The 2,611-nt window shown below is 63.7% G+C and carries 2 protein-coding genes, 1 tRNA gene and 1 pseudogene; 1 reads left to right on the plus strand and 3 read right to left on the minus strand.

The window, feature by feature from the left end:
- The 3 genes and pseudogenes from AHiyo1_RS23700 to AHiyo1_RS23710 all read right to left on the minus strand — a co-directional run.
- The coding region (locus AHiyo1_RS23700; RefSeq protein WP_148667759.1) for a PP2C family protein-serine/threonine phosphatase at window positions 1–856 on the minus strand (856 nt) is incomplete at its 3' end.
- A 3-nt stretch (window positions 857–859) separates the two neighbouring features.
- Window positions 860–1,342, minus strand: coding sequence for an FHA domain-containing protein FhaB/FipA (locus AHiyo1_RS23705; protein WP_059390255.1), 483 nt, complete (start codon window positions 1,340–1,342; stop codon window positions 860–862).
- A 5-nt stretch (window positions 1,343–1,347) separates the two neighbouring features.
- Window positions 1,348–2,089, minus strand: a pseudogene (locus AHiyo1_RS23710) (FhaA domain-containing protein).
- Window positions 2,090–2,451: 362 nt separating this feature from the next.
- On the opposite strand from AHiyo1_RS23710, the gene AHiyo1_RS23715 reads away from it, so the two are divergent.
- A tRNA-Leu gene (locus AHiyo1_RS23715) sits at window positions 2,452–2,535 on the plus strand.
- Window positions 2,536–2,611 lie beyond the last annotated feature (76 nt).

A 2,611-nucleotide genomic window follows, 5' to 3' on the forward strand; every position in this document is an offset into this window, starting at 1 on the left:
TCGGTGCGGACTTCGCGGGATCGGCCGCTTTCGGCGGCGTCTGAGCTTCCGGGACGACGTCGACGGCGGCCGTGCTGAGGTTATCGCCGGTCTCTTCCACGATTTCCAACAGCACCACGGTGACATTGTCCGGAGCCCCGTTGGCGAGCGTGAGCTCAATAAGGAGCTCGGCGCATTCGGCGAGGTCCTTGGTTTCGCGGACTACTTGCTCCACGACTGCGCCTTGGACGTAGTTCAGGCCGTCGGAGCAGAGGAGCCAGCGTTCGCCCGGTTCGACGTCGAGCTCGTCGAGGTCCAGCTCGGGGCTGGCGTCCACGTCGCCCAGGACGCGCATGAGGACGTTCTTGTGCGGGTGGGTTTCGGCTTCCTCGGGGCGCAGCCGGCCTTCGTCGATCAGCCTCTGCACGAAAGTGTGGTCCACGCTGATTTGCTCGAATTTGCCATTGCGCAGGCGGTAGGCGCGGGAATCGCCGATGTGCGCGAAGTGCAGCCGCCTGCCTTCGAGCAGCAGGGCGGTGACCGTGGTGCCCATGCCCGCGAGCTTCGGGTCTACGTGGACGAGTTCGGAGAGGAGGGAATTGGCAGTCTGGATTTCGTCCGCGAGGACTGTTTCCGCGCCGTCCGGGTAGGAATCGTGATCGAGGTGGATCATGTCCAGCACGGTGGATGCCGAGGCGACGTCCCCGCCCGCGTGCCCGCCCATGCCGTCCGCGACGACGGCAAGATGCCGGCCGGCATATGCGGAGTCGTCATTCTTCGAGCGGACACGCCCGACGTCGGACCGCGCCGCGTAACGCATGATGAGGGGGAGCTCCGGAGGCAGCGCCTTGCCTTCGGAAGGCTGGGGGGAAGCCATGGGCTACGCCCTCAATTCGATGACCGTCTTGCCGATCCTCACGGGGACGCCAAGCTCCACCGGCAGGGCTCGGGTCAGTTGCTGATCGGCGAGGTAGGTGCCGTTGGTGGAGCCAAGATCTTCGATGAACCATCGGCTGCCCTGGGGGAACAAGCGCGCGTGCCTGCCCGAAGCATAATCATCCTCGAGGACCAAGGTGGCCTCTTGTGCGCGGCCCAGCAGAATGGGGCTCGCGGCCAAAGGAAGCGTGGTGCCCTTGAGCGGGCCCTCGACGACGACGAGCTGGTGCGCCTGCTGCTTCACGGGCTGGGGCGGCGCCGGGGCGAGCTCCGGATGCTTGCGTACTTCGCGCGCCGTCGGAGTTCCCATGGCTGCCTTGCGGCCGATCACGAGATCGCGACGCATGGTCGAGACGATGCTGAAGATCAGTATCCAGAGCAACAGCAGGAAGCCGAAGCGGAGTGCGGTGATGGTCAGTTCGCTGATGTCGCTCACGGGCGCCCACCAGAGGGCTGGGGGAGAAGTCTGAAGATGATCTTGGTCCGTCCCATGGTGATGGTGGATCCGTCAGTAAGTTCTACACTGCCGTCCACTTTATGGCCGTTGACGTAACTTCCGTTGGTGGAACCGAGGTCGACGGCGCGGATGACTCCGTCTGCCGTCTGGATTTCCAAGTGCTTGCGGGAGACGCCGGTATCGTCCACCAGGATGTCGGCTTCGGATGACCTGCCCAGCACGATGGAAGGCGCGTTGAGGGAATAGCGTTGTCCGCCGATGTCCAGGACAGGCTGGAGCCGTGTGGGCTCGCGGCTCGGAGCGGCGGGCACAACGGGCCGGGGAGCAACGGGCGCGGCAGCCCCGCCGGATTTCTCGGTGCGGGACGTGATCTCGAAATGGCCTTCGCGCTGGGCATCGTCGTGACGGAAGGAGATCCGTACGGGACCCTGCAGAATGTAACCTTGGCTGCGCACGTGCTGGATGACGACGTCGCACAATTCTTCGGCCAGGGGAGTTCCCCAGTCCTGCGCGCGCGAAGTCTTCATCGCTCAAGAGAACGTCGAAAACGTTGGGTGCCAATGTTCGGCCGGCTGAAATGGTGATGGACTTGTTGTCCAGTTCACGGCGAAGCTTGCTGGCGATTTCCACCGGCTCCACCCGCGCCCGCGACCCGGTGGAGAAGACGCCTCGGACGGCCTTTTCGATGCCACGCTCAACCCTGTCAAGCAAGCCCATGGTCCTTCTCCTTCCGCTTCGTTGACCCGGCAGTATCAGTAGCCAAGACGAATCCCCGCAGTGGCCGGAGCGCACGCAGGAAGCCTGTCTTCAACCCCGATACTACTGGGCAAGACTGTGAATGGCCTTATTCCACAACGGCCGGAACGCCGGAAAAGTTCGCCGGACTGCATCATTCCGGGATGCTTCTCGCGTGATTTCCGCATCATCTGGGGGACCGGCAATCCGTGGCGTCCCAGGGTTTTACGGCCCCGTCCCGGGTCGATTGGCGTTTTCAACAGGTTGTCCGTTATGCTTGATCTCGCTGCTTTCGCAGGGGTGAGGCCGGGGAAACCTGGTACGGCCCGGGCGAAAGAAAGTTGCGCGCGAGTGGCGGAACGGCAGACGCGCTGGCTTCAGGTGCCAGTATCCGAAAGGGTGTGGGGGTTCAAATCCCCCTCGCGCACGCAATTCAAAGGAACCCCGGTCTCTGACCGGGGTTCCTTTGTTTAACTCACCGAACTCCCTCGCCGGCGGGGACTT

Source organism: Arthrobacter sp. Hiyo1, from assembly GCF_001263615.2.
In the GTDB taxonomy this organism is placed as follows: Bacteria; Actinomycetota; Actinomycetes; order Actinomycetales; family Micrococcaceae; genus Arthrobacter.